Annotated in this window: 20 protein-coding genes; 12 read left to right on the top strand and 8 right to left on the bottom strand. The window is 61.9% G+C overall.

Annotation, left to right across the window (positions count from 1 at the left end; translation table 11 throughout):
- Positions 1-69 precede the first annotated feature (69 nt).
- The 3 genes from mce to ABEB22_RS07990 are packed head-to-tail and all read left to right on the top strand — an operon-like array spanning position 70 to position 954.
- Positions 70-474 carry a methylmalonyl-CoA epimerase gene (mce, locus tag ABEB22_RS08000; protein ID WP_339113402.1) on the top strand — a complete coding sequence of 135 codons (405 nt, stop codon included), beginning with the start codon at positions 70-72 and terminating at the stop codon, positions 472-474.
- Positions 474-722, top strand: a complete 249-nt coding sequence (locus tag ABEB22_RS07995) for a DUF167 domain-containing protein (RefSeq protein WP_339113403.1) — start codon at positions 474-476, stop codon at positions 720-722. The genes mce and ABEB22_RS07995 overlap by 1 nt, the downstream gene beginning before the upstream one ends.
- Positions 723-777: 55 nt before the next feature.
- A complete protein-coding gene (locus ABEB22_RS07990) occupies positions 778-954 on the top strand; it encodes a YqaE/Pmp3 family membrane protein (RefSeq protein WP_339113404.1) in 177 nt (58 codons plus the stop codon).
- 62 nt (positions 955-1,016) lie between these two features.
- Here the strand turns inward: ABEB22_RS07990 and aspS are convergent, their stop codons facing one another.
- Entirely contained in the window at positions 1,017-2,792 is a 1,776-nt protein-coding gene (gene aspS, locus ABEB22_RS07985) for an aspartate--tRNA ligase (RefSeq protein ID WP_339113405.1), read from the bottom strand.
- A gap of 398 nt (positions 2,793-3,190) precedes the next feature.
- Here aspS and ABEB22_RS07980 point away from each other — a divergent pair, with 398 nt between their 5' ends.
- Together ABEB22_RS07980 and carB are read left to right on the top strand one after the other, a co-directional pair.
- Positions 3,191-4,501 carry a cyclopropane-fatty-acyl-phospholipid synthase family protein gene (locus ABEB22_RS07980; RefSeq protein WP_339113406.1) on the top strand — a complete coding sequence of 437 codons (1,311 nt, stop codon included), beginning with the start codon at positions 3,191-3,193 and terminating at the stop codon, positions 4,499-4,501.
- 206 nt (positions 4,502-4,707) lie between these two features.
- Complete coding sequence (gene carB / locus ABEB22_RS07975; protein ID WP_406870021.1) at positions 4,708-8,040, top strand: carbamoyl-phosphate synthase large subunit; 3,333 nt, start codon at positions 4,708-4,710, stop codon at positions 8,038-8,040.
- A 61-nt stretch (positions 8,041-8,101) separates the two neighbouring features.
- Here carB and ABEB22_RS07970 read toward each other — a convergent pair whose 3' ends face one another.
- Entirely contained in the window at positions 8,102-8,524 is a 423-nt protein-coding gene (locus ABEB22_RS07970; protein ID WP_406870020.1) for a hypothetical protein, read from the bottom strand.
- 168 nt (positions 8,525-8,692) lie between these two features.
- Here ABEB22_RS07970 and ABEB22_RS07965 point away from each other — a divergent pair, with 168 nt between their 5' ends.
- Positions 8,693-9,028: a carboxymuconolactone decarboxylase family protein gene (locus ABEB22_RS07965; protein WP_406870019.1), complete on the top strand. Its 336-nt coding sequence runs from the start codon at positions 8,693-8,695 to the stop codon at positions 9,026-9,028.
- Between the two features lie 96 nt (positions 9,029-9,124).
- Positions 9,125-9,955: a GH25 family lysozyme gene (locus tag ABEB22_RS07960; protein WP_339113410.1), complete on the top strand. Its 831-nt coding sequence runs from the start codon at positions 9,125-9,127 to the stop codon at positions 9,953-9,955.
- Positions 9,956-10,005: 50 nt separating this feature from the next.
- On the opposite strand, the gene ABEB22_RS07955 is transcribed toward ABEB22_RS07960, so the two are convergent.
- A complete protein-coding gene (locus ABEB22_RS07955) occupies positions 10,006-12,510 on the bottom strand; it encodes an FAD-dependent oxidoreductase (RefSeq protein ID WP_406870018.1) in 2,505 nt (834 codons plus the stop codon).
- Positions 12,511-12,754: 244 nt separating this feature from the next.
- Between ABEB22_RS07955 and ABEB22_RS07950 the strand changes: the two genes are divergently transcribed.
- The 3 genes from ABEB22_RS07950 to ABEB22_RS07940 all read left to right on the top strand — a co-directional run bounded on the left by ABEB22_RS07950 (position 12,755) and on the right by ABEB22_RS07940 (position 16,126).
- On the top strand, positions 12,755-13,342 hold the full coding sequence (locus tag ABEB22_RS07950) for a hypothetical protein (protein WP_406870017.1): 588 nt from the start codon (positions 12,755-12,757) through the stop codon (positions 13,340-13,342).
- A gap of 192 nt (positions 13,343-13,534) precedes the next feature.
- Positions 13,535-14,584: a PRC-barrel domain-containing protein gene (locus tag ABEB22_RS07945; protein WP_406870016.1), complete on the top strand. Its 1,050-nt coding sequence runs from the start codon at positions 13,535-13,537 to the stop codon at positions 14,582-14,584.
- 114 nt (positions 14,585-14,698) lie between these two features.
- Positions 14,699-16,126: an ArnT family glycosyltransferase gene (locus ABEB22_RS07940; RefSeq protein ID WP_406870015.1), complete on the top strand. Its 1,428-nt coding sequence runs from the start codon at positions 14,699-14,701 to the stop codon at positions 16,124-16,126.
- A 15-nt stretch (positions 16,127-16,141) separates the two neighbouring features.
- Here ABEB22_RS07940 and ABEB22_RS07935 read toward each other — a convergent pair whose 3' ends face one another.
- Positions 16,142-17,128: a D-glycerate dehydrogenase gene (locus ABEB22_RS07935; protein WP_339113415.1), complete on the bottom strand. Its 987-nt coding sequence runs from the start codon at positions 17,126-17,128 to the stop codon at positions 16,142-16,144.
- Between the two features lie 194 nt (positions 17,129-17,322).
- On the opposite strand from ABEB22_RS07935, the gene ABEB22_RS07930 reads away from it, so the two are divergent.
- Together ABEB22_RS07930 and ABEB22_RS07925 are read left to right on the top strand one after the other, a co-directional pair.
- A complete protein-coding gene (locus tag ABEB22_RS07930; RefSeq protein ID WP_406870014.1) occupies positions 17,323-17,907 on the top strand; it encodes an SH3 domain-containing protein in 585 nt (194 codons plus the stop codon).
- 74 nt (positions 17,908-17,981) lie between these two features.
- A complete protein-coding gene (locus tag ABEB22_RS07925) occupies positions 17,982-18,869 on the top strand; it encodes a cation diffusion facilitator family transporter (protein ID WP_406870013.1) in 888 nt (295 codons plus the stop codon).
- Positions 18,870-18,898: 29 nt separating this feature from the next.
- On the opposite strand, the gene ABEB22_RS07920 is transcribed toward ABEB22_RS07925, so the two are convergent.
- From ABEB22_RS07920 to coaBC, 4 genes are read right to left on the bottom strand one after another with little or no spacing between them, the layout of a single operon-like run.
- Positions 18,899-20,917, bottom strand: coding sequence for a M3 family metallopeptidase (locus tag ABEB22_RS07920; protein WP_406870012.1), 2,019 nt, complete (start codon positions 20,915-20,917; stop codon positions 18,899-18,901).
- Positions 20,918-20,974: 57 nt separating this feature from the next.
- Complete coding sequence (locus ABEB22_RS07915; protein ID WP_406870011.1) at positions 20,975-21,745, bottom strand: HesA/MoeB/ThiF family protein; 771 nt, start codon at positions 21,743-21,745, stop codon at positions 20,975-20,977.
- On the bottom strand, positions 21,745-22,197 hold the full coding sequence (gene dut, locus ABEB22_RS07910; RefSeq protein ID WP_339113419.1) for a dUTP diphosphatase: 453 nt from the start codon (positions 22,195-22,197) through the stop codon (positions 21,745-21,747). The genes ABEB22_RS07915 and dut overlap by 1 nt, the downstream gene beginning before the upstream one ends.
- On the bottom strand, positions 22,194-23,399 hold the full coding sequence (coaBC, locus tag ABEB22_RS07905) for a bifunctional phosphopantothenoylcysteine decarboxylase/phosphopantothenate--cysteine ligase CoaBC (RefSeq protein WP_406870010.1): 1,206 nt from the start codon (positions 23,397-23,399) through the stop codon (positions 22,194-22,196). Before coaBC ends, dut begins: the two co-directional genes overlap by 4 nt.
- Positions 23,400-23,466: the final 67 nt, after the last annotated feature.

Genomic DNA, 23,466 nt, shown 5'->3' with positions numbered 1-23,466 from the left:
CGGCCAAAGGGGTGCAACGTCTCTTTCAGGCGTTTTGCCCATCAGACGGGGCGCAGAGGAGGACGCAGGATGATCGGTCGACTTAACCATGTAGCCATTGCGGTACCCGATCTGGAGGCGGCCAGTGCCCAGTATCGCGGCACGCTCGGCGCCACCGTGGGCGCCCCGCAGGACGAGCCCGATCACGGAGTGACGGTCGTCTTCATCGAACTGCCCAATACCAAGATCGAACTGCTTTATCCGCTGGGGGAGAACAGCCCGATCACCGGCTTTCTGGAGAAGAACCCCTCGGGCGGCATCCACCATATGTGTTTCGAGGTCGAGGACATCCTTGCCGCGCGTGACCGGCTCAAGGCCGAGGGCGCGCGGGTGCTGGGCACGGGCGAGCCGAAGATCGGCGCCCATGGCAAACCCGTCCTGTTCCTGCACCCCAAGGACTTCAACGGTTGCCTGATCGAGCTGGAACAGGTGTGATGGACACCATCGCGGACCTCTTTGCCAGCGGAGCCGAGGTAGACCTGCGCGTGACGCCCAAAGCCTCGCGCAATGCCATCGTGCTGGCCGAGGACGGGTTGCGCGCCTATGTCACCACCGTGCCCGAGGATGGCAAGGCCAATGCCGCCGTCACCAAACTGCTGGCCAAATCGCTAGGCGTGGCCAAATCGCGGTTGACGCTTGTGCGTGGGCAGACCAGCCGCCAGAAGGTCTTTCGGCTGGATTGAGGGAACCTTTTCCCGCGCGCCGTTGTTTCTTGTCCAAATCAACGGAGGAAACGACATGGACCTCATCCGCATCATCTTCGCCATCATCCTGCCGCCGCTGGGCGTGTTCCTGCAGGTAGGCCTTGGCAAACATTTCTGGATCAACATCCTGCTGACGATCTTCGGCTATATTCCGGGTATCGTCCACGCCGTCTGGGTGATCGCCCGCGAACCCAAAGCCGCGCATGTGTAAGCTATGAAGCGATAACGAAAAAGGGCCCCGAAACGGGGCCCTTTCCGTATCTGACGCAAGGCTCAGTCCTGCGGGATCACGCGCAGGTTCAGCTCGCGTAGCTGCTCGTTCATCGGCTCCGACGGTGCGCTCATCATCAGATCTTCGGCGCGCTGGTTCATCGGGAACATGATGACCTCGCGGATATTCTGCTCTTCGGCCAGAAGCATCACGATCCGGTCGATACCGGCTGCACAACCACCGTGGGGCGGAGCGCCGTATTTGAATGCCTTGACCATACCGCCAAAGCGCTTCTCAACTTCGTCATGACCATAGCCCGCAATCTCGAAGGCCTTATACATGGTCGCCAGATCGTGGTTCCGGATCGCACCCGAGATCAGCTCGTAGCCGTTGCAGGCAAGGTCATACTGGTAGCCCAGCACCTCGAGCGGATCGCCATCAAGCGCCTCCAGCCCGCCCTGCGGCATCGAGAAGGGGTTGTGGCTGAAGTCGATCTTGCCCTCGTCGTCTTTCTCGTACATCGGGAAATCGACGATCCAGGCGAATTTGAAGCAATCCTTCTGGGTCAGGCCCAGTTCTTCGCCGATGACGTTGCGGGCACGGCCCGCTACGCCCTCGAAGCTCTCGGGCTTACCACCCAGGAAGAAGGCCGCATCGCCCTCGCCCAGGCCCAGCTGGGTGCGGATCGCTTCGGTGCGCTCGGGGCCGATATTCTTCGCCAGCGGACCGGCGGCCTCGACCGAGCCATCCTCGGCCTTGCGCCAGAAGATATAGCCCATGCCCGGCAGGCCCTGCTCCTGCGCGAATTTGTTCATACGGTCGCAGAACTTGCGCGAGCCGCCGGTCGGCGCGGGGATGGCGCGGATCTCGGTGCCGTCCTGCTCGAGGAGTTTCGCGAAGATCGCGAAGCCCGAGCCTGCGAAATGCTCGGACACGACCTGCATCTCGATCGGGTTGCGCAGGTCGGGCTTGTCGGAGCCGTATTTCAGCAGAGCGTCCTTATAGGCGATCAGCGGCCAGTTGCCGTCAACGGCCTTGCCCTTACCGAACTCCTCGAACACGCCCTGAATGACCGGCTGCACGGCGGCAAACACGTCTTCCTGGCTTACAAAGGACATCTCGACATCGAGCTGGTAGAAATCGGTGGGCGAGCGGTCGGCGCGCGGATCCTCGTCACGGAAGCAGGGCGCGATCTGGAAGTAACGGTCGAAGCCCGCGACCATGATCAGCTGTTTGAACTGCTGCGGCGCCTGCGGCAGCGCATAGAACTTACCCGGGTGCAGACGCGAGGGCACGAGGAAGTCGCGCGCGCCTTCGGGGCTCGAGGCGGTGATAATCGGCGTCTGGAATTCGTTGAAGTTTGCGTCCCACATACGGTTCCGCAGGCTGCGCACAACGTTGGAGCGCAGCATCATGTTGTTATGCAGCTTCTCGCGGCGCAGGTCGAGGAAGCGGTAGGTCAGGCGCGTTTCCTCGGGATATTCCTGCTCGCCGAAGACCGGAAGCGGCAGCTCGGCAGCCTCCCCCAGCACTTCGATATCGCGGACATAGACCTCGATCTCGCCAGTCGGGATTTTGGGATTAACGAGCGAGGCATCGCGCAGCTTCACGGTGCCGTCGATACGGATCACCCATTCCGAGCGCACTTTTTCCAGCGCCTTGAAGGCAGGGCTGTCGCCATCGCATAGGACCTGCGTCATGCCGTAATGGTCGCGCAGGTCGATGAACAGCACGCCACCATGATCGCGGACCCGATGCACCCAGCCCGACAGACGGACGGTTTCACCGGCATTGGCTGCGCTCAGACCGGCGCAATTATGGGAACGATAGGCGTGCATGTGGCTTCCCTCAGTGTTTAGGCTCGCGAAATCGGCCCATGAAACATGGGCTTTCAGCTTTGCGCCGATACACATTCTGGGGGCCGGAAAGTCAAGGCCGGAACGCTCCGGAGCCCGCAAAGGGCTGGCTTTAGGCATCCGGCTCCGCGCATCCTTTGAGCCAGAGCGGCCCGAGCCGCGCTTAAAATTACGTCAAAAGCCGATTTTTTGGCGGTTTGTGCCGATAGGCCCACTGGATTCTGCACCAGCACACAACCCATCCCCTCGATTCATTTCCATAGGGCGCTAACAATAAATTTCAGTTGTTAAGGAAACTGCGGGGAAAATTCATGCCCCGCCGACGGCCGCCCACTCATTCCGGCCATTAACTTGTTTGAGACAGTTAGAGGGGTACGATCATGACGCTTTGGGACCGCATGATGGATCAGATCGTCCGCCACATGATGCATCGTGGCGTTCTGGAAATCACTTACCACGATGGCACCACCCGCCTCTACGGGGATGGCACCGGCAAACCGGTCAGGATACAGATCAAAAGCCCTGATCTGTCGCGCCATATCGTCATGAACCCCGATATGGGTGTGGGCGAAGGCTATATGAACGGCGATTTCACCATCGAGGATGACGATCTTCCGAATTTCCTGAAGACACTGATCCTCAATCTCAACCGAGAAGGGCTGCCCTGGTTCGAGAAGCCGCTCAATATCCTGCAATTCCTCGGGCGCTCGCTCAGCCAGTTCAATCCGGTCAATCGCGCGCAACAGAATGTCGCCCATCACTACGATCTGTCCGGCAAGCTCTATGACCTTTTCCTCGATGAGGACCGGCAATATAGCTGCGCCTATTTCACCCGCCCCGACATGACGCTGGAAGAGGCGCAATCGGCCAAGAAACACCATATCGCCCGCAAGCTGCGCATCGAACCGGGCATGACCGTGCTCGATATCGGATGTGGCTGGGGGGGCATGGCGCTGACGCTCGCGCGCGATTACGGCGCGAAAGTGGTGGGCGTCACTTTGTCGCGCGAGCAGTTCGGTCTGGCCCGGCGGCGTGTGAAGGAGGCGGGGCTCGAGCATCTGGTCGATATCCGCCTGACCGATTACCGCAAGGTCGAGGAAAAATTCGACCGCATCGTGTCTGTCGGAATGTTCGAGCATGTGGGCGTGCCGCATTATCGCGAATATTTCCGCCATGTGCGCCAGATGCTGAACCCCGAAGGCATCTCGCTCATCCACTTCATCGGTCGGGTCACCCCTCCTGGCACCACTTCGAACTGGATCACGAAATATATCTTCCCGGGTGGTTATTGCCCCGCCATGTCGGAATCCTCGGCCGCCATCGAACACGAGAACCTCGTGGTCTCCGATCTGGAGGTTTGGCGCAACCACTATGCCGAAACCCTCCTGCACTGGCGCAAACGGTTCGAGGCCAACGAGGCCCGCGCCGCAGGCATTTATGACGAGACCTTCACGCGGATGTGGCGTTACTATCTGATCGCATCGGAAATGACCTTCCGCTACGGCGGTCAGGTCGTGTTTCAGTACCAGTTGACCCATAAGGTCGAGGATGCGCCGCTGACCCGTGATTATATGTATGACGCCCCCATCGAGCCGACCCGCGCGGTAGCCCCGTTCACTGCTGCTGCGATGCAGAACGGTCAGGCGCAAGACGCCGAACTCCGGGAGGAGGTTCGTCACGCCGCCGAATGAGACCCCCGTAGAGATTGCGGATTTTGACCCTTCGGACAAAGTTTATGCCCTGCCTAATATTTAGGCAGGGCTTTTGCGTCTAACCTCCGCCGCGCGCCAGATCAGGACTTGCGCCGAGGCGTAGTCTGACTATAACCCGCACCAATTTGCGTGAGGCCGCCAAGGCCCGCGCCCTTTGTTATGCGCCGAATCGAAGGAACCGCACCATGCCGAAGAGAACTGACATCAAGTCCATCCTCATTATCGGTGCAGGGCCCATCATCATCGGGCAAGCTTGCGAGTTTGACTATTCGGGCGCCCAAGCCTGTAAGGCTCTGCGCGAAGAGGGCTACCGGGTCATTCTGGTGAACTCGAACCCTGCCACGATCATGACCGACCCTCACATGGCCGATGCCACCTATATCGAGCCGATCACCCCCGAGGTTGTCGCCAAGATCGTCGAGAAGGAACGCCCCGATGCGATCCTGCCGACCATGGGTGGCCAGACCGGCCTGAATACCGCACTGGCCCTTGCCGATATGGGTGTGCTCGAAAAGTTCAATGTCGAGCTGATCGGCGCCAACCGCGAGGCCATCGAGATGGCCGAGGACCGCAAGCTGTTCCGCGAGGCGATGGACCGCCTCGGCATCGAGAACCCGCGCGCGACCATCGTCACCGCCCCCAAAAAAGAGAACGGCAAGTTCGACATCAATGCGGGTGTGCAGATCGCCTTGGGCGAGCTGGAAAACATCGGCCTTCCGGCAATTATCCGTCCTGCTTTCACCATGGGCGGCACCGGCGGCGGCGTGGCCTATAACCGCGATGATTACGAACGCATCTGCCGCTCGGGTCTGGATGCCTCGCCTGTGGCGCAGATCCTCGTGGATGAAAGCCTTCTGGGCTGGAAAGAATTCGAGATGGAAGTGGTCCGCGACAAGGCGGATAACGCGATCATCGTCTGCGCCATCGAGAATATCGATCCGATGGGCGTGCATACCGGCGACAGTATCACCATCGCCCCTGCCCTGACGCTGACCGATAAAGAATACCAGCTGATGCGGACCCACTCGATCAACGTGCTGCGCGAGATCGGTGTGGAGACCGGCGGCTCGAACGTGCAATGGGCGGTCAATCCCGCCGATGGCCGTATGGTCGTGATCGAGATGAACCCGCGCGTGTCGCGCTCCTCGGCGCTGGCCTCCAAGGCCACCGGCTTCCCGATCGCCAAGGTCGCAGCCAAACTGGCTGTGGGCTATACGCTCGACGAGCTGGATAACGACATCACCAAGGTCACGCCGGCTTCCTTCGAGCCGACCATCGATTATGTCGTCACCAAGATCCCGCGTTTCGCCTTCGAGAAATTCCCGGGCTCCGAGCCGTCGCTGACCACCGCAATGAAATCGGTAGGCGAAGCAATGGCGATTGGCCGGACCTTCCAGGAATCGCTGCAAAAGGCACTAGCCTCGCTGGAGACCGGCCTGTCGGGCTTCGACGAAATCGAGATCCCCGGCGCCCCTGATAAAGCCGCTGTGGTCAAGGAAATCTCCAAACAGACCCCAGACCGTCTGCTGTTGATCGCGCAGGCCATGCGCCACGGCCTGACCAATGACGAGATCATCGCGGCCACCGCTTTCGATCCGTGGTTCCTCGACCGTATCCGCGAGATCATCGACGCCGAGGCTGAGATCCGCAAGCACGGCCTGCCCATGGACGAAAAAGGTCTGCGCAAGATCAAGATGATGGGCTTCACCGATGCCCGCCTTGCCCGCCTGACCGGCCGCACCGAAGGTCAGGTCCGTCGCGCCCGCCGCAATCTGGGCGTCGTTGCGGCCTTCAAGCGCATCGATACCTGCGCGGCCGAGTTCGAGGCCCAGACCCCCTATATGTATTCCACCTATGAAGCGCCCGCGATGGGCGATGTGGAATGCGAGGCACGCCCGTCCGACCGCAAGAAAGTGGTTATTCTGGGCGGCGGCCCGAACCGGATCGGTCAGGGCATCGAGTTCGATTATTGCTGCTGCCATGCGTGTTTCGCGCTGTCGGATGCGGGCTACGAGACCATCATGGTCAACTGCAACCCCGAGACCGTCTCGACCGACTATGACACTTCGGACCGTCTCTATTTCGAACCGCTGACGCTCGAACATGTGCTCGAGATCCTGCGCGTCGAACAGGACAAGGGCACTCTGCACGGCGTGATCGTGCAGTTCGGTGGCCAGACGCCGCTGAAACTGGCCAATGCGCTCGAAGCGGAAGGTATTCCGATCCTCGGCACCACGCCGGATGCCATCGATCTGGCCGAAGACCGCGAGCGGTTCCAGGCGCTGCTGAACGATCTGGGCCTGAAACAGCCGGTCAACGGCATCGCGCATTCGGAAGCCGAAGCCTACGAGATCGCAGGCCGTGTGGGCTATCCGCTGGTGATCCGCCCGTCCTATGTTCTGGGTGGCCGCGCGATGGAAATCGTGCGCGATCTGGAAAGCCTCAAGCGCTATATCAACAATGCCGTGGTGGTGTCGGGTGATAGCCCCGTGCTGCTCGACAGCTATCTGACCGGCGCTATCGAGATCGATGTCGACGCGCTGTCGGATGGCGAGACCGTCCATGTTGCGGGGATCATGCAGCATATCGAGGAAGCGGGCGTCCACTCGGGCGACTCGGCCTGCTCGCTGCCCCCCTATTCGCTCTCGAAAGAGATGATCGCCGAGCTGAAGGAGCAAACCGTCAAGCTTGCGCTTGGTCTGAACGTCAAAGGTCTGATGAACGTCCAGTTCGCGATCAAGGACGGCGTGATCTATGTGCTCGAAGTCAATCCGCGCGCCTCGCGCACGGTGCCCTTCGTGGCCAAAGCAACCGACTCGGCGATTGCGTCGATCGCGGCGCGCCTGATGGCGGGCGAGCCGATGTCGGCCTTCCCCGAGCGTGCGCCCTATCCGGCGGATGCCGGCCCCGAAGACGACCTGCCCTATGCCGACGAGATGACCTTGGCCGACCCGATTACCCCTTGGTATTCGGTGAAAGAAGCGGTCCTGCCCTTCGCCCGTTTCCCGGGTGTGGACACGCTGCTTGGTCCGGAGATGCGCTCGACCGGCGAGGTTATGGGCTGGGACCGCAACTTCCCGCGCGCCTTCCTGAAAGCGCAAATGGGTGCCGGGACGCAGCTGCCAGTCGAAGGCCGCGTATTCATCTCGATCAAGGATGCCGATAAGTCGGAAGATCTGGCCGATGCCGCCAAGGATCTCATCTCGATGGGCTTCACCGTTATCGCCACTCGCGGCACCGCCAAATGGCTGGCCGAGAAAGGCGTTGAAGCGGAGCTGGTCAACAAGGTCTATGAAGGCCGTCCGAACATCGTGGACCGCATGAAAAATGGCGAGATCGCACTCGTGTTCAACACGACCGAGGGCAACCAATCGATTTCGGATTCTCGTGAAATCCGTTCGGTCGCGCTCTATGACCACATCCCGTATTTCACCACCGCCGCAGGGTCGATCGCAGCTGTCGCTGCGATGAAGAGCCGCGCCGAGGGCGATGTTATCGTGCGCTCGCTACAGGCCTGACCCGTCAGGACATGGTATAGGAAGGCGGCACTCTGGTGCCGCCTTTTTCATTGGGCCGGTTTCATCGGGCCAGTGCCGCCTCGCGCTGCTCCCTCAAAAAAATGGCTCCGCAAAGCGTGACGCGGTGGCGCATATCCTGCCCTACCGCAGCGAAGTCCTCGGGGGCGAGCAGGATCCAACCGCCATCGCGCGGTGTCGCGAGCGTGTCGAAATAGACCGCCATCTGCTCGCGGCTCTGGCTGCGGGAGAGATCCGTCAGTAACAGGTAACGCCCGTTATCGATCCGCGCCATTTCGCGAGCAATATTGCCATAGAACCCGCTCGAGATGCCGGGCATCCGCATCGCCTCTACGTGTTCGAGCCAGCTGCTATAGGCCGAGAGCACATCGAGGCAGCCCACAAGTTGCTGCGTGCGATCATCCTGCGCGCGAGCGCCCGTCGCACTCGCCAGAACCAGTATCATCACTGCCAGTCGCACAATCATCCGTTTCTCCCATGCTCTCTCCTCTATCGCCAAGATTGCGCCGGATTGGTGGACAATTAATTTACAAACCCCTCCTCGTTTCCAAATTAGAAAATATGCATTTGACTCAGGTCAACGCAGTGAGGGCCTCACCATGCCATATTCATGATGCAATATGTGAGGTGCATCATGAGCTATACAGACAAGATATCGACCGTGCGCGGGGAGCTGCGCAGCATAGTCCAAGCCATTCCCGAAACGATGCAGGGTTTCGGTACGCTCTCTGAAAATGTCGAGGGCGCGGGCGTTCTTGACAGGAAACAGAAAGAGATGCTGGCACTGGGCATGGCCATTGTCCAGCGTTGCGAACCCTGCATCCTCCTGCATGTTGAGTCCTTCCGCAAAGCCGGCGGCACGCGTGAGGAACTGGGCGATATTCTCGGTGTCGCGATCCAGATGAGTGGCGGTCCGGGTGTGATGTATTCGGGCCATGCACTCGCGGCATGGGACGAATTCGCGAAATAATGCGCATCGGCGATATATGATTAATGTCCGCCCTTCACGGGGGATGACATTTCCACAAAAATACGAGACGTTGAGCCATCCCTTATGGAGATGGTTATGATCCCTATCCGAAAGTTGCTGGCCGCCTGCGGCCTCGCCCTTTCTCTTGCAAGCTGTGGTGGAGGAAGCGGACCGACGGTTGGCAAACTCGCCAATCCGTCCTCGCTCGACGCCGCCAATTATCGCGCGCCCGGTATTCCGCTACAATTCGGAGACCGGTCGCCGCACCCGTGGGGGGAATTATCCCCGTCTGATTATCCGATCCACGGAATCGATGCGGCACGCTATCAGGGGCTGATCGACTGGCGCCGCGCTCGCAGTTCGGGCATCCGGTTCGCGTGGCTCAAGGCGACTGAAGGCGGCGATTATATCGATCCGGGCTACGGGATGAACGCCAATGCAGCGCGCGCGGCTGGCGTGGCCGTGGGCGCGTATCACTTCTATTACTTCTGCCGCACCCCGCAGGAACAGGCCGCATGGTATATCAGCCGCGTGCCCCGTGTGCGTGGGGATCTGCCGCCCGTGCTGGATATCGAATGGAACCACCAGTCCAAGACCTGCCGCCGCTTCCCTGATCCGCAGACGGTGCGCGCCGAGATGCGCACCTTCCTCGATATCGTGACCGCCCATTATGGCACCCGCCCCGTAATCTATTCCACCGTGGATTTCTGGCATGACAATGATTTGGAACTGCTGGGGAATTACGATTTCTGGCTGCGCTCGGTGGCAGATCACCCACGCGACCGCTATCCGGGCGTGCGCTGGACTTTCTGGCAATATACCGGCACCGGCATCGCGCCGGGGATTGGCGGGACCGTGGATCTGAACGCCTTTGCAGGATCGCCCACCGGCTGGGCCAACTGGTATAGCGCCCGCCAGCAGCCCTGAGCCTTACCCGCCGCAATCGAAAAGGCCGCCCCGAGGGGCGGCCTTTGTCTTTAGCCATTCACGCGGATGCGCGTGTTCTCGGGGTCATGCGGGCTGTCGACGGTGACTTCCGCCGGATAGTCCTGCCCCATCATGCGCACGGTCAGCTTGGTGCCCGGCTCGGCCAGATCGGGGCGGACATAGCCCATGCCGATCTGCTTGCCGAAGGCGACCGAATAGCCACCCGAGGTCAGGCGCCCGACCTTTTCGCCATCGAGCTTGATCGCCTCGCGGCCCCACGGATCGGCATCGGCCGGACCGTCGATCAGCAACGTCACGCACATCGCACGGATACCTTTGTCGAGCATCGCCTGCTTGCCGGTGAACTCTTTATCCAGATCCACGAAGCGGTTGAGGCCGGCCTCGAGCGGGGTCGCATCGCGGCCCAGTTCGTTGCCGAAGGCGCGGTAGGATTTCTCCTGACGCAGCCAGTTCTGGGCGCGGGCGCCGACCAGCTTCATGCCATGTTCCGCACCGGCTTCCTGCAGCGCGTTCCAAAGATAGCGCGAGAACTCGATCGGGAAGTGCAGCTCCCAACCCAGCTCGCCGGTATAGGCCACGCGAACGGCGCGGACAGGGCACATGCCCAGCTCGATATTGCGCATCGAGAGCCACGGGAAGCGCTTGTTCGACAGGACGGTTTCCGGCTCGGCATCCACGACCAGCTCGTTGAGAATGGCGCGCGCATTGGGCCCTGCCAGCGCGAAGACACCCCATTGCGTAGTGATGTCGTGGATGTCGAGATAGTCACCACCATTGGCGCGGAAGTCCTCGGCCGATTTCTTCAGGTAATCGGCGTCGTAATCCGTCCATGCACCGGCCGAGATCAGGTAATATTCGTCCTCGGCGATCCGCACGATGGTATATTCGGTGCGGGTGGTGCCTGCAGGCGTCAGCGCATAGGTCAGGTTGATCCGGCCCACTTTCGGCAGTTTGTTGCAGGTGAACATATCAAGGAAGGCCGTCGCACCGGGGCCGCGCACCAGATGCTTGGTGAAGGCGGAGGCGTCGATCAGACCGGCCGTGTTGCGGATCGCCTCGGCCTCGTCCTTGGCATATTGCCACCAGCCGCCACGGCGGAACGAACGCGCTTCATGGTCGAAGTTCGAGGGCGCATCTTTCGGGCCATAATAGTTGGGGCGTTCCCAGCCATTGACCTGACCCATCTGCGCGCCTTCCGCAATCTGGGCGTCGTAGTTGGGCGTGGTGCGCAGGGGGCGGGCCGCCTCGCGCTCCTCGTCGGGATGGTGCAGGATGAAGACGTGCTCGTAGCATTCCTCGTTCTTCTTCACCGCCCATTCATTGGTCATCCACTGGCCGTAGCGTTTGGGGTCCAGCGAGGCCATATCGATCTCGGCTTCGCCCTCGACCATCATTTGCGCCAGATAGTAGCCGGTGCCGCCTGCGGCAGTGATCCCGAAGCTAAAGCCCTCGGCCAGCCACATATTGCGCAGACCGGGTGCCGGACCCACCAGCGGGTTGCCATCGGGGGTGTAGCAGATCGGGCCGTTGAAATCGTCTTTCAGGCCAGCGGTCTCGGTGGTCGGGATCCGGTGGATCATCGACATATATTCTTCCTCGATCCGCTCCAGATCGAGCGGGAACAGATCGGCGCGGAAGCTATCGGGCACGCCATGACGGAAGCAGGCCGGTGCGCCACGCTCATAGGGGCCCAAGATCCAGCCGCCGCGTTCTTCACGCACATACCATTTGCTGTCGGAATCCCGCAGCACCGGGTGTTCGGGGTTGCCCGCCTCACGGTAAGCCAGCAGCGCCGGATCGGGCTCGGTCACGATGAACTGGTGTTCCACGGGAATCGCGGGGATCTTGATGCCCAGAAGTTTTGCTGTGCGCTGCGCGTGGTTGCCGGTGGCGGTGACGACATGCTCGGCATGGATATCGACCATCTCGCCCGAACCCACAAGGTTACCGCCCTTGTCCACCATCTTCTCGAGCGTCACGATCCATTCCGAACCAGTCCACTTATAGGCATTGACCTGCAGTTTACGGACAATATCCACACCACGCTGGCGCGCGCCTTTGGCCATGGCCTGCGTCACATCGGCGGGGTTGATATAGCCGTCCTGCGGGTGGAAGAGCGCGCCAATCAGGTCTTCGGTATTCAGGAGCGGCCAGCGGTCCTTCATTTCCTTCGGCGTCAGGAACTCGTGGTAGACATCCGCGGTCTCGGCGATCGAGCTATAGAGCAGATATTCGTCCATCCGCTCCTGGGTCTGCGCCATACGCAGGTTGCCGCAGATCGAGAAGCCCGCATTCAGACCGGTCTCGGCCTCCAGCGTCTTGTAGAAATCCACCGAATATTTGTGGATATGGGTCGTCGCATAACCCATGTTGAACAGCGGAAGCAGCCCCGCCGCATGCCAGGTGGAACCTGCGGTCAGCTCGTCACGCTCGACAAGCATCACATCCTTCCAGCCCGCCTTCGCAAGGTGGTAGGCGATCGAACAGCCGACGGCGCCGCCACCGACGACCAGAGCTTTGACATGGGTTTTCATAGGGGGCATCTCCTGTTGGCCTTTCACCCATTTCTGGCAGAAGCCAAAAGAAGCGGAGCGCCGCGCCCGACCTTTGGCGGCAAAAAACGACAAAGCGTCCCCTCGTGATGTCCCGCGTGATAAAGGAGCGGCCGTGGCTGCGGGCGTTTACCAACTGCACATGAAACTGTCGCAAGGGAAGCCGCATCGGGATATATCAATAACATCCTAATTCTTTAGCCCCCTTTTAACCAAAAGGCCCGTCATGTCGCTGTCGCACTATCTTTCCAGCCTCGTCAGCTCCGTTCATAAGCTCTGGCTCAACCAGCAGAAAAGCGGCAATGCCGCGCAGGGCTTTGCCGCCCAGATGGACGAGAGCGACGCGCCTGCAAGCCTGTCAGGTGCCACCCCCGAGCAGCTGACCAAGGGGGTGACGCCTGCCCAGACCAGCGTGAAGACGGAGACCGCGCAGGTGGGGCTTGTGGTCGAACCCGCGCTGAGCGGCATGCTGACCACCGCGGATAAAGGCAGCGCCACACGTCCCCGCTCCGGCACGCCCTCCTACACCGCACCGGTGGTGGTGCCCGTCGAACAGGTCGCCAACCGCACGGAGACGCCCTCCGGCGCAAACACCAATACCGCGCAGAACATCTTCACCATCGGGCTCGATGGCAACCTGCAGGACAGGACCACAAGCCTGCGCGCGCAAAGCGCATATCAGAGCCTCAACGCCACTGGCCCCGTCTGGAGCGTCGGCGGCGACACCGCGACCAGCCCGCCGCGCACCGGTGGTGGCACACAGATCTTCGATGCCAACGGGTTGGTCTCCACCCATCTGGCGATGTCGTTCTGACCGGTCCACCCACCGCTGCGGTAAAGCGGGCATCGGCGGGTTCCCACCGACACGCCCGCACATGCCTGAAAATCTTGTGACCGGTCTGCAGGGATCCAAAACGCACCGGTCGCAGTTTCTTCCCCGATACAGCAGGCCACACCCGCTGCGAAACACTCGCCGGGCCCTGCAGAGTTTAAGGGAGAAGAGACTATGAAAAAGCTTCTTGCAACCACCGCAATCACCGTCATGGCCGCTTTGCCGGTTATGGCCCAGTCGACCGATACCAATGCTGCCGCCTCCGCGCAGGTCCAAGGCAATGATACGTTCTTCAAGTCCGTACCGGATGCCGTCATGGCGTCCGATTTCATCGGTAAGCGCGTCTATGCGACCGCCTCGACCGATGCGGATGTGACGGCGGATACCGATATGGATGATATCGGCGAGGTCAGTGATATGATCGTCGGAAATAATGGCGATGTCGAAGCTGTCCTGGTTGATGTCGGCGGATTCCTCGGGATTGGCGAGAAAACCGTGGCTGTTAACCTCGATGCGCTGCAGATGGTCTCGGCCGAAGGCAGCATGGGCTCGGATTACCGCCTGGTGATGAAGGGCGACAAAGCTTCGCTGGAAAACGCTCCAGCTTATTCGCCGGCCATGGATGACATGGATCAGGCCGCCAATGCCGCTGGAAACGGCATGGAGAATGCCGCTGAGAACACCACGACTGTGGCCAGCGATGCCGGCAATGACGTAGCCGACGCGGCAGGCGATGCTGCCGACTGGACCAAGGAAAAAGCTGCCGCTGCGGGTGCCGCTGTTTCGGGGGCTGCCAAAGATGCCGCTGACTGGACCAAGGACAAAACCGCCGAGGCGGGCACCGCGATGGATCAGGCCGGCAATGACATGGCCGATGCAGCCGATGATACCAAGGCCGATATGACGACCGCAGCCGATACGCCCGCCAACCCCGAGGGCACGCCGGTGACCGACTGGAACACCGTCAAGGCTGCAGACCTGGAGGGTCAGACTGTCTACGGCCCGAATGACGAGTCCATCGGCAAGGTCACCGATGTTGTGACCGACAGCAATGATGGTGTCACGCAAGTGGTGGTCAGTGTCGGTGGCTTCCTCGGGATGGGTGCAAAATCCGTCGCGCTGACGCCCGACCAGATGGAAGTGATGAAAGCCGATGACGGCCTCTCGATCCATGTGGCCGCCACTCAGGACGAGCTGGAGCAGATGCCCGCCTACACCGGCTGATAGTATACACATTTGACCAAGGCCCGGAGCACTCTCCGGGCCTTTTTCATTTGCGCCCACGCGGCTTAGGCTTCAAACATCACAGAACCGTTTCTGCTCCGGAGCCCGCCTGTCGTGTCACTGCTGAACAAATCCCCGATCTGGTTGGGCCTTTTCGGGCTGTATTTCGCAGTGCAGGCAGCACTCCGTATCCTGTTCGGAGACCGGTTGAATATCGACGAGGCCGAGGCCTTTCTCTGGGCTCAGGGATGGTCATGGGGCTACGGCCCCCAGCCCCCGCTATATATCTGGTTACAGCGTCTTGTGTTTCTGCTCACAGGCCCCTCGGTGGCCGGGCTGGCCATCCTCAAGGCGCTGACCCTCTGGGCCACCTTCGCTCTGAGCTTCGCGCTGATGCGACGCTGGGTGCCGCCAACGCGGATCTGGATGGCTGGGCTTGCGACGCTAATGCTGTTCTGGCTACCCGAGCTGGTCTGGGAAAGCCAACGCATCCGGACCCATAATGTCACCGTCACCATCGCCGCTCTGGCCTTCTTCTGGGCGCTCTTGCGGCTGCGCGAACGCCCGAGCCTTGGCAATTACGCGGCGCTCGGCCTGATTGCGGGACTGGGTCTTCTGACAAAATGGTCGTTCGCCCCCCTGCTGCTGGCAGGGTTCGGCAGCCTTCTCCTGAGCGCGGGCGGCCGCAGACTGCTCCACGACCGCAAGGCACTTCTCTGGCTGGTGCTGCCGCTGGCGATCTGCCTGCCCACCTTCAGCTGGATCGCCCGTCATGCGGCGGTGGCCCTCGCCTCCGCTGACAAGCTGGATTTCGAGGGAGGACAAGGGCCGCTCGTCTCGGCGGGGCTGTTCCTGAGCAGCACCGCCACATCCGTCCTCACATTCCTTGCGCTTCCCATGCTCGTGCTTGGCGCCTTCGCGCTCAGCACGCTGCACAAACCCACCAGACACGATGCAGGAGAAAGCGGACCGCTGCGCCGCACCGAACTGGGCGTCGTGCTCGGCATCGTGGGGCTGACCCTGATGCTGATCCTCGCAGGCGGGCTCCTCAGCGGCGCGACCGAGTTGCGACTGCGCTGGCTCTTGCCGATCCTCGTGATACTCGTGCCGATGGCCGCGCTCTGGGTGCTGGACCGGCTCGGGCGCCGACGGCGCATCGGCCTTGTTGCCGCAACCCTCTGTCTGCCCGTGCTGCTCTGCGTGGCGATGGGTGTGATGCTGAAAACCGACCCGCCCTTCAAGAGCCTTGATCTCGACGGTCTGCAGGAGGCACTGGCGGCAGAAAACCTGACCGGCACAGTGCTGGCCAAGGAGATCATCGCGGGCAATATGGCGCTGCGGTTTCCGGAGCTGACTTGGCATGACCCTGCGACACAGCTGGTCCGGCCCTGCCCCGAGGGCCCGTTCTGGCTGCTGGGCCTGGCGGAGGATCCGGCGGTCATGGCCTATCTCGAATTCTGCCAACGCCGCCCGAGCCCCATGGACGCCATCGCGCTGCCGCATGATCACGCCATCACCCTGTATCAGGCGCTACCGCATTAACGGCAGCCGCTCCGGTTACAACATCGAGGGCAGAACCTGATCCGGTGGCCGGTGGCCATCGGCAAAGGTCTTGATATTGAGAAGCACCTTCTCGCCCATCTCGATGCGCCCCTCGATGGTCGAAGAGCCCATATGCGGCAGCAGCACCACATTGGGCAGCTCACGCAGGCGTGGGTTGATCTCGTGGCGTCCTTCGAAGACATCAAGCCCAGCACCGGCGATCTCGCCCGAACGCAGCATCCGCGTCAGGGCATTCTCGTCGATCACCTCGCCGCGCGAGGTATTCACCACCACCGCCGAAGGTTTCATCAGCTTGAGCCGTCGGGCATTGAGCAGATGGAATGTCGAGGGCGTATGCGGACAGTTCACCGAGATCACATCGACACGGCTGACCATTTGGTCGAGGCTCTCCCAATAAGTGGCCTCCAGCCCCTCCTCGATCTCGGAGCGAAGCCTGCGACGGTTATGGTAATGGATCTGCATGCCAAACGCGCGCGCGCGCCGCGCCACCGCCTGCCCGATCCGGCCCATGCCCAGAATCCCCAGCCGTTTGCCACCGATTCGTCCGCCCAAATAAGCGGTAGGCGACCAGCCCTCCCAGCGGCCCGACTGCATAATCGCGAGACCTTCAGGGATGCGCCGCGTCACCGCCAGCACCAGCGCCATCGTCATATCGGCGGTGTCCTCGGTCACGACGCCCGGAGTGTTCGACACCAGAATGCCGCGCTGACGGGCCGTGGCCACATCGATATGGTCGATCCCTGCCCCGAAATTCGCGATCAGTTTCAACCCCTCACCGGCCTGCGCCAGCATATTGGCATCAATCTTGTCGGTCAGCGTCGGGACCAGAACATCGGCGCGTTTCATCGCCGCGACCAGCTCGTCGCGCGTCATCGGCGCATCGGTGTCGCGCAATTCTACATCGAACAGTTCCTTCATCCGCGTCTCCACGACCTCGGGCAACCGTCGCGTGACGACAACACTCAAACGCTGGTTCGGCATGGCGCCTCCTCCCCCTCTTCCAACTCTCCGTGCTTAAGGGCAAACTGCGCCTCAAGGGTTGAAGATACAAGACCCACCGAGGCAGAAAATGGCAAAATACACCATATTGTCGCAATTTTGTTGCGCACCGAAACCACCACCATATGGGCAGTAACAGCATGATTACGAAACAGGCACTTTTGCGCGCCATTTGTATGACCATACTTTCGGCCACATTCCTGACACTAGTCTATGGCCATTACTCCCATGCGCAAGAGAGCGCGGACGAAAGTGGTATATTATCCGACGAGGATAGTGGTCCCGCGCCCGAAATGGATCTGGCACCGGCGGGCAAGGACGCGGGCAAGGTGAAGCTGGGTTCCAATACCAACCTGCCGATCCCGCGTTTCGTCTCGCTAAAGACCTCGGCGGGCAATGCGCGCCGCGGGCCCTCGCTCTCGCACCGGATCGACTGGGTGTTCAAGCATCGCGGCATGCCCCTGAAGGTCACCGCCGAATATGGCAACTGGCGCCGCGTCGAGGACCGTGACGGTGCGGGCGGCTGGGTGCATTACGCACTGATTTCCGGCGTGCGGACCGTGGTCATTCAGGACGCGGTCGCCGATCTGCATGCCAAGCCCGATGACACCTCGGCCATTACGGCGCGTGCGGAATCGGGGGCCATCCTGCATCTGGGAAAATGCAGCCTGAACTGGTGCGACATCCGCGCCGACGGGGCCGAGGGCTGGGTCAAGAAATCCGCGATCTGGGGCGTCGATCCCGACGAGATCAGGGACTAAGAACCTTTACGGCTCGGGGAGGTTGGGCTAGGTCTTCGCGCAGGGAGATCCGCGCGCAACGAAGGACTTTCAGGATGTATGATTCCGAAAGCGTTAAACTCAACAGCTCTGCCGGTCTGGCCTCTGTCGCGGTTGCCAGCATCCTCGTGGTCCTCAAATCATGGGCGCTCTGGCAAACGGGGTCGCTCTCGATCGGGGCCTCGCTGGCCGATAGTGCGCTGGATCTGTTGATTTCGGTTCTTGGCCTCCTGACTATCCTCTATGCCGCAAAACCCGCCGATCACGACCATAGTTTCGGGCATGGCTCGGCCGAGGATCTCGTCTCGCTCGGCCAGTCGCTTTTCATCGCGGCCAGTGCCGGCATCATCATCTGGACCTCCATCGAGCGCCTGCTGACGCCGGGCACCCAGCATATCGGCTCGGAAGGCGCAGGGATCACCGTCATGGTGGTCTCGATCGTGCTGACGCTCGCGCTGGTGATCTGGCAGGGCCGCGTGGCAAAGAAGACCGGCAACAAGGTCGTCGCCGCTGACCGGCTGCATTATGTCGGCGATATGATCCCCGCACTCGGGGCGATCTTCGCGCTCTGGGCGGCCCAGACCTTCGGCTGGCAGCGCGTCGATCCGATCGTGGCACTGATCGCGGCGCTCGTCATGCTCAAGGGCGCATGGAGCATCGGCACGGGGGGCTGGAACGCGCTGATGGACGGGGCGGTCGCGCCCGAGATCATCGCCGATATCGAGCGCATCGCCACCGAGCATGAGGGGGTCATGGCCTTCCACGATCTTAAGACCCGCACCGCAGGCGCGACCATGTTCGTGCAGCTGCATGTGGAGCTGGAGGGCGGGCAGACCCTCGAGGAGGCGCATGATATCGCCGCCCGTCTGAAGCACGAGATCATCGACGCCTATCCCAATGCGGATGTTATCATCCACAAGGATGTCTGGCGCCCCGCCAATTAAAAACCAGCCCCGAAGGGCTGGCTCTTTACTCAGACCTTGTCCAGCAGGCCACGCCCCTTCAACAACGCCTCGACGCCCGGCATCCGTCCACGGAAGCCCTTATAGAGCGTCTCGGCCTCCTGCGAGCCGCCTTTCGAAAGGATCCAGTCCTCGAGCTTCTCGGCCATGGCAGGGTCAAACGGCCCGCCCGCTTCCTCGAACGCCTCGAAGGCATCGGCATCCATCACCTCGGACCACATATAGCTGTAATAGCCCGCGCTATAGCCATCGCCCGAGAAGACATGCCCGAAATGCGGCGCGGCATGGCGCATACGGATCGCATGGGGCATGCCGATCTCCGCCAGAACCTCCGCCTGACGGGCCAGCGCATCCTTGGGCGCGGCCCCCTCGTGGAAGTCCAGATCCACCAGCGCCGAGGCCAGATATTCCACCGTCGAGAATCCCTGATCATAGGTCGCGGCAGCCTTCAGCTTGTCCTGAAGGTCCTGCGGGATGGCCTCGCCCGTTTTGTAATGGCGGGCGTGTTTCTGCAGCACCTCCGGCACATCCAGCCAATGCTCGTAAAGCTGACTCGGCAGCTCCACGAAGTCCCGCGCGACCGAAGTGCCCGAGATGAACTCGTAGGTCACATCCGACAGCATCTGGTGCAGCGCATGGCCGAATTCGTGGAACAGGGTCCGCGCATCGTCATGGCTCAGAAGCGTCGGATCGCCCTTGGCGAAGTTGCACACATTCATCACGATGGGCCGGGTCTCGCCACCGAGCTTCTTCTGCGAGCGCATCGCGGTGCACCACGCGCCCGAGCGTTTGGACCCGCGCGCATGATAATCCCCCAAGAACACCGCGATATGCTGGCCCTTGCGGGTCACCTCCCAGCCGCGCACATCCGCGTGGTAGAACGGCCCGTCGATCTCGCTGAATTCCAGCCCGAAGAGCCGGTTGGCCACGTCGAAGGCCGCGCCGATCATCGCATCGAGCGAGAGATAGGGTTTCAGTGCCTCCTCGTCGAAATCGAACTCCGCCACGCGGCGTTTTTCCGAATAATAGCGCCAGTCCCACGGCTCGAGTGGACCATTGGTGCCATCCTTATGCAGCATCTCGGTCAGCACGTCGGCATCGGCCTCGGCCGCCGCCTTGGCAGGCCCCCAGACGCCCATCAGCAACCCACGCACATTATCTGGGCTGCCCGCCATTTCGGTCTCGAGCTTGTAGGCCGCAAAACTCTCGTATCCCAGCAGCTTGGCGCGTTCCTCGCGCAAGCTGAGGATCTCGTTCAGCAGTTCGGTATTATCGGTCTCGTTGCCATTGGCCCCGCGCGCGGTCCATGCCTCGTAGGCGATCCGGCGCAGCTCGCGATTGTCGGAGAACTGCAGGAAGGGCACCACCAGCGAGCGCGAGAGCGTCAGGACGGGGCCTGCCTCGCCGCGCTCCTCGCCTGCTGCCCGCGCAGCTGCGGCAAGCGAGGACGGAAGCCCTGCCAGATCCTCTTCGGTCAGGGGATGCGACCATGCGCGTTCATCGGCCAGAAGGTTCTGCGAGAACTGGGTATAAAGCACCGCAAGACGCGATTTGATCTCGGCCATCCGCGCGGCCTCCGCCCCCGAAAGCGCCGCCCCCGCACGGATGAACATACGGTGATACAGCTCCAGCATCCGGTCCTGCTCGGGCGTCAACCCCTGCGCCTCCCGCGCCCGCCAGAGCACAGCGATCCGCTGGTAGAGCGCCTCGTTCATGATGATTTCCGACGAGAAGGCCGCCATTTTGGGCGCCAGATCCCGCATCAGCGCCTCACGCGCAGGCGTGCTATCGGCACCCGACACAGTATAAAACAGCCCCGCGACTCGGTTCAGGAGCGCCTCGGCCTCCTCCAGCGCCTCGATGACATTGGCGAATGTCGGCGGTTCGGGATTGGCCGCGATCGCCGCGATATTGGCTCGGGCAACAGTCAGGCCGGTCTCGATGGCGGGACCGAACTGGTCATCCTCCATCTGCGCGAAAGGGGGGAGCGAAAACGGGCCGGTCCAGTCGGCCAGAAGCGGATTTGTCATGCGGATCTCCTTTCCAATGAAGCTAGGCGCTTGGCGCAGCTATGGAAAGGGGCCGCTTTACACGGGCGGGTGAATTCCCCCGCAGACCGCACAATCGGCACGCCGCGCCAAGCTGATCCGCCGGTTCTCGCCCCAGAGCATATCGATCAGCTGCAACCGGCCGCGCAGGCTTTGTCCCGTCCCTGTGATCTCCTTGATCGCCTCGGCGGCCATCTGCGCCCCCACCACGCCCGGCAATGCGCCAATGACACCAGCCTCGGCGCAGGTAGGTGCCAGCCCCTCGGCGGGAGCTTCGGGGAAGATACAGGCAAAGCACGGCGCGTCACGGGCCGGATCATAGAGCGAGAGCTGCCCCTCCCATTGCGTGATCGCCCCTGAAAGGAGCGGCACGCGGGCCGTGACGCAAGCCTGATTGACCATATAGCGGGTCGGAAAATTATCGCACCCATCCACCACGAGCTGGCAGGTTCCGAACATATCCGTCGCCATATCGGGCGTCAGACGCGCCTCGACTGGCAGAATTTCAACATCGGGGTTTTGTGCCGCCAACCAGCGGGCGGCGACCCCGACCTTGGGCTGGCCGATATCGGCTTCGGTATAGATCACCTGCCGTTGGAGGTTCGACCGCGACACGAGGTCATCATCGATGACCGTGATCCGCCCCACACCGGCTGCGGCCAGATACATGAGCACAGGCACGCCAAGCCCGCCTGCGCCCACAACAACAACATGCGCCTCTTTCAACCGCCGCTGGCCGGTGCCGCCCACTTCCCGCAACAGGATGTGGCGCATATAACGTTCTAGCTCGCGGTCGGAGAGGCCCGTCATCAGCCGATACCGGTCGAGCCGAAGCCACCTGCACCACGGGCGGTATCGGACAGCGTTCCCACCTCGGTCACATCAAAGCGGTGCACCTGCGCGATCACCGCCTGCGCGATCCGGTCGCCATGCGAGATGCGGAACGGCACCTTGCCCAGAAGCATCAGCCCGATCTGCACCACGCCGCGATAATCCTCATCCACCGTGCCGGGACTGTTGGGAATGATGAAGCCGTGCTTCAGCGCCAGGCCCGAGCGCGGGCGGATCTGCATCTCGGTGCCTGCGGGCAGTTCCACATGGAACCCCGTCGAGATAAACTCGAACTGCATCGGCTCGAAAGTGATCGGCCCGTCGGGCAGGAAGGCCCGCAGATCCATACCGGCGGCACCGGCGGTCGCATAGCTCGGCAGAGGCAGATCCAGATTGCCCTCGGCGCGTTTGAAGCGGATTTCCATCGTCATTCCTTCGTCGTCAAAGCGGAAGCGATGCGCGCGGCCAGACGGCGGGCCACCTCTTCCTTGGCAAGGCGCGGCCAGGTCTCGGGACCCTGCGCATCAATAATCGTCACGGCATTCTCGGTGCCACCCATGATACCGGTCGCGGGGCTCACATCATTGGCCACGATCCAGTCGCAGCCCTTGCGTGCCCGCTTGGCGGTCGCGTGCTCCATAACCTTTTCCGTCTCGGCTGCAAAGCCCACCACCAAGGGGGGCCGCCCCGTTTCCATCTGCGCGACCTGCGCCAGAATATCGGGGTTCTCGCCGAATTCGAGCGCGGGCGCACGGCCCGTACCGTCCTTCTTCATCTTCTGCGCACCTGCATTGAGCACATGCCAATCGGCTACGGCCGCAGCAAAAACGGCCGCATCGGCGGGCAACGCCGCCTCGACGGCTGCCTGCATCTGTCGCGCGGTCTCGACCCGCACCACCTTCACTCCCATGGGCGGCGGAACGCTCGCAGGCCCCGTGATGAAGGTGATCTGCGCACCCAGATCGCGCAATGCCCCCGCCAGCGCCGTGCCCTGCGCCCCCGAGGAGCGGTTGGCAATATAGCGCACCGGATCGATGGGCTCGTGGGTCGGGCCCGAAGTGACCACGATATGGCGGCCCTTCAGCGGGCCATGCGCCAGCGCCGCACGGATCGAGGCCAGAATATCGGCGGGCTCGCTCATCCGGCCCGGACCGAATTCACCACAGGCCATCGAGCCGTCGGCCGGCCCCGCAAACAGCACCCCGTCGGCCTGTAGCTGACGGATATTGCGCTGCGTCGCGGGATGGTCCCACATGCGCACGTTCATCGCGGGCGCGATCAGCACGGGCTTGTCGGTGGCCAGCAGCAACGTCGAGGCCAGATCATTGGCCACCCCCTGCGCCATCTTCGCCATCAGATCGGCGGTCGCAGGCGCCACAACCAGCAAATCGGCATCGCGCGACATCTGGATATGGCCGATCTCGGCCTCGCGGCTGACATCAAAGAGATCGTCATGCGCAGGCTCGCCCGCCACGACCGAAATCGTCAGGGGCGTTACAAACTCGGCTCCCGCCTTCGTGACAATCGGCGTCACTGCACAGCCCTGCGCGCGCAACATCCGGATCAGCTCCGGCACCTTGAATGCCGCGATCCCGCCGCCAATGATCAGTGCTATGCGTTTGCCGTCCAGCATGGTCTGTCTCCGCTCGAACCGATCTTCCCGAAACGATCTTCAGGTCTAAGGCCAAGCGGGCGGGCGT

The sequence above is a fragment of the Thioclava sp. 'Guangxiensis' genome, from assembly GCF_045348365.1.
GTDB classification, from domain to species: domain Bacteria; phylum Pseudomonadota; class Alphaproteobacteria; order Rhodobacterales; family Rhodobacteraceae; genus Thioclava; species Thioclava kandeliae.
The sequence above is the reverse complement of the archived record's forward strand: the minus strand, read 5'-3'. Positions and strand labels throughout refer to the sequence as shown.

Coding starts and splice junctions, on each gene's coding strand:
- ABEB22_RS07995 (WP_339113403.1), top strand. CDS start 474: ATGGACACCATCGCGGACCTCTTTGCCAGCGGAGCCGAGGTAGACCTG.
- ABEB22_RS07920 (WP_406870012.1), bottom strand. CDS start 20,917: ATGACAAATCCGCTTCTGGCCGACTGGACCGGCCCGTTTTCGCTCCCC.
- ABEB22_RS07945 (WP_406870016.1), top strand. CDS start 13,535: ATGAAAAAGCTTCTTGCAACCACCGCAATCACCGTCATGGCCGCTTTG.
- ABEB22_RS07925 (WP_406870013.1), top strand. CDS start 17,982: ATGTATGATTCCGAAAGCGTTAAACTCAACAGCTCTGCCGGTCTGGCC.
- coaBC (WP_406870010.1), bottom strand. CDS start 23,399: ATGCTGGACGGCAAACGCATAGCACTGATCATTGGCGGCGGGATCGCG.
- mce (WP_339113402.1), top strand. CDS start 70: ATGATCGGTCGACTTAACCATGTAGCCATTGCGGTACCCGATCTGGAG.
- ABEB22_RS07950 (WP_406870017.1), top strand. CDS start 12,755: ATGTCGCTGTCGCACTATCTTTCCAGCCTCGTCAGCTCCGTTCATAAG.
- ABEB22_RS07990 (WP_339113404.1), top strand. CDS start 778: ATGGACCTCATCCGCATCATCTTCGCCATCATCCTGCCGCCGCTGGGC.
- carB (WP_406870021.1), top strand. CDS start 4,708: ATGCCGAAGAGAACTGACATCAAGTCCATCCTCATTATCGGTGCAGGG.
- ABEB22_RS07935 (WP_339113415.1), bottom strand. CDS start 17,128: ATGCCGAACCAGCGTTTGAGTGTTGTCGTCACGCGACGGTTGCCCGAG.
- ABEB22_RS07930 (WP_406870014.1), top strand. CDS start 17,323: ATGACCATACTTTCGGCCACATTCCTGACACTAGTCTATGGCCATTAC.
- aspS (WP_339113405.1), bottom strand. CDS start 2,792: ATGCACGCCTATCGTTCCCATAATTGCGCCGGTCTGAGCGCAGCCAAT.
- ABEB22_RS07960 (WP_339113410.1), top strand. CDS start 9,125: ATGATCCCTATCCGAAAGTTGCTGGCCGCCTGCGGCCTCGCCCTTTCT.
- ABEB22_RS07980 (WP_339113406.1), top strand. CDS start 3,191: ATGACGCTTTGGGACCGCATGATGGATCAGATCGTCCGCCACATGATG.
- ABEB22_RS07965 (WP_406870019.1), top strand. CDS start 8,693: ATGAGCTATACAGACAAGATATCGACCGTGCGCGGGGAGCTGCGCAGC.
- dut (WP_339113419.1), bottom strand. CDS start 22,197: ATGACGATGGAAATCCGCTTCAAACGCGCCGAGGGCAATCTGGATCTG.
- ABEB22_RS07915 (WP_406870011.1), bottom strand. CDS start 21,745: ATGACGGGCCTCTCCGACCGCGAGCTAGAACGTTATATGCGCCACATC.
- ABEB22_RS07970 (WP_406870020.1), bottom strand. CDS start 8,524: ATGATTGTGCGACTGGCAGTGATGATACTGGTTCTGGCGAGTGCGACG.
- ABEB22_RS07955 (WP_406870018.1), bottom strand. CDS start 12,510: ATGAAAACCCATGTCAAAGCTCTGGTCGTCGGTGGCGGCGCCGTCGGC.